We start from the raw sequence: 4,427 nt of genomic DNA, 5'->3' as shown, positions 1-4,427 counted from the left end.
GCGTGGCGGCCGCCGCCGCGGCTGCCGGCGTGCCGGTCGCCGAGCTGCGCGCCGTCTCGAACGCGGTCGGCCCGCGCGACCGCGCCGCGTGGCGCATCCCTGACGCGCTGGCCGCATTGGAATCGGCGTTCGCCGCCGCAAAGGAGGTTTTCGAAAGCAGATGAACACGCTGCGCATTGCTTACTCGCCGTGTCCGAACGATACGTTCGTCTTCCATGCGCTGGCGCACGGCCTCGTGCCCGGGGCGCCGAAGCTGGACGTGACCTACGCCGATGTCGACAAGACGAACCATTACGCGGCCGAATCCGATAATTTCGATGTGCTGAAAATTTCGTACGCCGCCCTGCCCTGGGTGCTCGACCGGTATGCCCTCCTGCCGTGCGGCGGCGCGCTCGGCCGCGGCTGCGGCCCGCTCGTGCTGACGGCCCGCCCGGCCGGTCCGGAGGCGCTCGCGGGCAAGCGGGTGGCCGTGCCGAGCGACCGGTCGACGGCGTACCTGCTGTTCCGCCTCTGGGCGGCCCGGCATGTGCCGGGCGGCGTCGGCGAGATCGTCGTCATGCCGTTCAACCGCATCATGCCCGCCGTCCGGGACGGCGAGATCGACGCCGGGCTGGTCATCCACGAGGCGCGCTTCACCTATCGGGAGTACGGCCTGTCCCTCGTCGAGGACATGGGCCGGTGGTGGGAAGAGGACACCGGGCTGCCGATTCCGCTCGGCGCCATCGTGGCGCGGCGCTCGCTCGACCGCGGGGCGATCGCGTCCTGGATCCGCGCTTCCGTCGAATACGCCTGGGCGCATCCGGAGGCGTCGCGCGATTACGTCATGCGCCATGCGCAGGAGATGAAGCCCGAGGTGGCGCAGGCGCACATTGATCTGTACGTCAACGCGTTCACCGCGGATCTCGGCGAGGAAGGCTACGCGGCGGTCGAAGCGCTGCTCGGCCGCGCCGCCCGGGAAGGGCTCGTGCCGGCGTTCGACCTGTCGGCGCTGCGCTGAATCGCGGCCCGCATCCGGCGCCTTCCCGATGATAAAAACTTCGTCTGTTCCGGCGGAATGGAAGGATGCCGTGAACAGACGAAGTTTTTTTGGTCCGTCCGAGGGGATGGCGTCTGCCGTTTTTCGCTTGCCTCAGGCCGTTCGGCCGACCGGCAGCATCCGCACCACGGCGGCCCCGGCGGCCTGCATGCCCGTCTTCACGATAAGCTGGCCGAGGATCGCGCTGCCGACCGCCTCCCACGGCAGGATGCCGGCGCCGAGCGGCGACAGGCCGATCAGCACGAACAGCACGCTGTCGATGACGCCGCCGGCGAAGCCGCTGTACAGCACGCGCCAGGCCATCGGCAGTTTGAGCCGGCTGTAGATCTCCGTATCCGTCGACTCGGAGACGAGGAACGTCACGGCCGACGCGGCCGTAATCCACAGCGTGTCGCCGAGCAGCCACGACGTGGCGGCGGAGAGCAGCATGGCCGCCAGAATCGCGGCATACGTCCGCTTCCGTCCGATTGCCTGCTGCACGAAATCGCGCAGGATGAACGTCGCGCCGATGAACACCGAACCGGCCGGCACGAGGAACGCACCGAACTCGAGCGGCGCAAAGCGCGCGGTGACGACGTTCGCGACCACGATGGATGCCAGATACAGAAGGATGATTCCGATTCTCATGTCAGCGTCCTCCATTAACGGTTGTCCACTTTTTCGGGATACAGGTCGTGGTGGAGCAGCCGGTGTTCCGCCATCGCCTCGTATTTGGTTCCCGGCTTGCCCCAGTTGCAGTACGGATCGATCGAGATGCCCCCGCGCGGCGTGAATTTGCCCCACACCTCAATGTACTTCGGGTCCATCGCTTCAATCAGATCGTTCATGATGATGTTCACGCAGTCCTCGTGGAAATCGCCGTGATTGCGGAAGCTGAACAGATACAGTTTCAGCGACTTGCTCTCCACGAGACGCTTGTCGGGAATGTACGAGATGTAGATCGTCGCGAAGTCCGGCTGTCCCGTCATCGGGCACAGGCTGGTGAACTCCGGACAATTGAACTTGACAAAATAGTCCCGCCCCGGATGCTTGTTTTCGAACGTCTCGAGCAGCTTGGGGTCGTAGGTGTACGCATACCGCGTGTTCCGGCTGCCCAGCAGCGTCAAATCCTGCAAGTCTTCGTGTCCTCTTCCGGCCATAAAAAAATCTCCTTTCGCGTGTGGTTCCTGCAGCGAAACGAGATTCGACGAACCGATTTCCATGCAAAACACAAAAGAACGATTGCGACAGGGCGATCGTTCAGCCTTAGTTTTTTATAGAGGGAGTTCGCGAACCTCTCCCGGAAGGTAATTCCGGATTTTCTTATGCAGTTGACTTCGTCAGTATAGCATAAGCGGAGCGGCCTGCCCAGCCCGTCCGCGCTGGAAACAAATCGCTGGACTATTTTCCGGCCGCGCGGGGAAGTTAAGCGGGGAAAGGAGGCGGCGGACATGGCGAGGAGAGGCAGAAGGCGGCCGCTCGTTCCCGGAGCGGGCCCGGCGCTGGAAGCGCTGAAAGCGGAAGTGATGAGCCGCGAAGGCTGGGCGGTCAATCCGGCGCGGCCGGGCGACGTGAAATACGAAGTCGCGCGGTCGATCGGCGTTCCGCTTCAGCCGGGCACGGGCGGCGAGCTGCGCACCGATCAGGCGGGCGCCGTCGGCGGACGGATCGGCGGACCGATGGTGCGCGAAATGATTCGCATGGCGCAGGAACGGCTTGCGAAGCGGCAGTGAATCAGGCATCCCTTATCGGGGTGCCTGATTTTTTTTATCGCGGCGGGATGCGCAGATCGGGAGAAGGTTATGTTAAAATATTTGACATAACGGAGGTGGTGCGATGCGTCTTCTGTTGTTGAAACACTTCTCCTTTGATGATGCGTCAGTTTTATTAACATGGGCAAAGGAACGAGGGTGTCCCGCCGAAGTATTCGAGCCGCCGTCCGGGCAGCCGTTCCCGCCGAAGGAAAGTTTCGATCTCCTGGTCGTGCTCGGCGGTCCGATGAGCGTCTTCGAAGAAGACAAGCATCCGTGGCTGACTGCGGAGAAAGCGTTTCTGCGGGAAGCGATCCGGTGCGGCAAGCGGGTGCTCGGCATCTGCCTCGGCGCGCAAATGCTGGCGGAAGCGCTGGGCGGCCGGGTGTACCGGAACGGGGAAAAAGAGATCGGCTGGCATCCGGTGCGCCGGACGGAAGCGCGGCATCCGCTGCTCGCCGGGCTGCCGGAGATGTTCTGGTCGTTCCATTGGCACGGCGACACGTTCGAACTGCCGGAGGGCGCGGTTCATCTGGCCAGTTCGAGCGCTTGCCGCAATCAGGCGTTCGCCTTCGGCGACCGGCTGCTCGGCCTGCAGTTCCATCTGGAGACGACGCCGGCCTGCATGACGGCCATGACGGAAGCGTGGGCCGACGAACTGGTGCCGGGCCGGTGGATCGAGTCGGCCGCGGCGATGCTCGCGAAAACCGCCCGCTGCGCCGATTCCGCCGCCTATCTGCACAAGATCTTGGATCGGATGCTCGCGGCACATGCAGGGGAACGCGCGGCGGGGTAAGCGGGCGACCGGGGGACGGCGATGCGTCGGACAAGGTGAGCGGCGACCGGGCATCGGCCGCCCTGCCGGCGAGCGCGCCGGATTCGACGGAGCTGCCGCGCCGCCCGAAGCAGGCCGGCCCCGCATCCGGATTGTCACGTCGGCTCGCCGGACTGCGGCTGCAGCCGCTCCATGAATTCGTCCAGGTCGAGCGCGGCCTTGTTCTGGTTGCATTCGCGGCACGCGGTCACGCAATTGACAGGCGTCGTGTGGCCGCCCTTCGCCCGCGGCACGATGTGGTCGATCGTGTCGCCGTACTTCCCGCAGAAATAGCAGGTGTAATTATCCCGTTTCAAAATATACTCGCGGAACGCCTTGTTGCTGTACAGCCTGCGGATCGTCCGGCGGTTCACGACGACGGCGGCATACTCGCGGACCAGCGTGACGGCGGTCTCGAGGTCGGTCTCCTGCCGCCAGCGGCGGCCCTTGTCGGTCCGGCCGCGCATCCAGATGACGCCGGATTTGCCCGGGGACAGCACGGAGGGGTCCGGCCCGACGGGCCGAGGCGGCAGGGGCATCGGCGGCAGGATGGACGCCGCTTTCCGGCGCGTGCGGCGGCCGTTCTCTTCCGGCTTTACGGCCGCCGCGTCCGCGCCGCCGGCCTGTGCTTGCCGGCGTCTGTTCCGCTTTCGTCCGCCGCGCTTCCCGCGGCGTTTGCGACGTTTGCCGCCCGTTCCGGCAGCGGCGGGCTGCCCGGCTGCGGGACCGCCGACGTTCGGCTGCACCTCCGGCGCCGAGGGTTGCCGCGCTTCATCCGCCGCGGACGGCTTGTCCGCTCCAGCCGCCGTCGCCGCCGCGGCCCCGGCCGCGCCGGCCGCCCGCATCC

At 65.8% G+C, this 4,427-nt stretch carries 6 protein-coding genes, 1 pseudogene and 1 riboswitch; of the genes and pseudogenes, 4 read left to right on the top strand and 3 right to left on the bottom strand.

Going from position 1 to position 4,427, the window contains the following annotated elements:
- Together KJQ12_RS19720 and KJQ12_RS17515 are read left to right on the top strand one after the other, a co-directional pair.
- Positions 1-164 (top strand): annotated as a pseudogene (locus KJQ12_RS19720) (futalosine hydrolase); the annotation flags it as partial.
- A 5-nt stretch (positions 165-169) separates the two neighbouring features.
- Entirely contained in the window at positions 170-997 is an 828-nt protein-coding gene (locus tag KJQ12_RS17515; RefSeq protein WP_213486493.1) for a 1,4-dihydroxy-6-naphtoate synthase, read from the top strand.
- A gap of 132 nt (positions 998-1,129) precedes the next feature.
- On the opposite strand, the gene KJQ12_RS17510 is transcribed toward KJQ12_RS17515, so the two are convergent.
- The gene (locus KJQ12_RS17510) at positions 1,130-1,663 is read right to left on the bottom strand and encodes a VUT family protein (protein ID WP_213486491.1); all 534 of its coding nucleotides are present in this window, start codon (positions 1,661-1,663) and stop codon (positions 1,130-1,132) included.
- A 14-nt stretch (positions 1,664-1,677) separates the two neighbouring features.
- Positions 1,678-2,175, bottom strand: coding sequence for a preQ(1) synthase (gene queF / locus KJQ12_RS17505; protein ID WP_213486489.1), 498 nt, complete (start codon positions 2,173-2,175; stop codon positions 1,678-1,680).
- Positions 2,176-2,275: 100 nt separating this feature from the next.
- A riboswitch (PreQ1 riboswitch) is annotated at positions 2,276-2,319 on the bottom strand.
- A 147-nt stretch (positions 2,320-2,466) separates the two neighbouring features.
- Between queF and KJQ12_RS17500 the strand changes: the two genes are divergently transcribed.
- Both KJQ12_RS17500 and KJQ12_RS17495 read left to right on the top strand, forming a co-directional pair.
- Positions 2,467-2,748, top strand: a complete 282-nt coding sequence (locus KJQ12_RS17500) for an alpha/beta-type small acid-soluble spore protein (protein ID WP_213486487.1) — start codon at positions 2,467-2,469, stop codon at positions 2,746-2,748.
- Positions 2,749-2,851: 103 nt separating this feature from the next.
- On the top strand, positions 2,852-3,562 hold the full coding sequence (locus KJQ12_RS17495) for a type 1 glutamine amidotransferase (RefSeq protein ID WP_213486486.1): 711 nt from the start codon (positions 2,852-2,854) through the stop codon (positions 3,560-3,562).
- A 134-nt stretch (positions 3,563-3,696) separates the two neighbouring features.
- On the opposite strand, the gene KJQ12_RS17490 is transcribed toward KJQ12_RS17495, so the two are convergent.
- The gene (locus tag KJQ12_RS17490) at positions 3,697-4,425 is read right to left on the bottom strand and encodes an HNH endonuclease (protein ID WP_213486485.1); all 729 of its coding nucleotides are present in this window, start codon (positions 4,423-4,425) and stop codon (positions 3,697-3,699) included.
- Positions 4,426-4,427 lie beyond the last annotated feature (2 nt).

The sequence above is a fragment of the Thermobacillus xylanilyticus genome, from assembly GCF_907165215.1.
Classification (GTDB): domain Bacteria; phylum Bacillota; class Bacilli; order Paenibacillales; family Paenibacillaceae; genus Thermobacillus; species Thermobacillus xylanilyticus.
The sequence above is the reverse complement of the archived record's forward strand: the minus strand, read 5'-3'. Positions and strand labels throughout refer to the sequence as shown.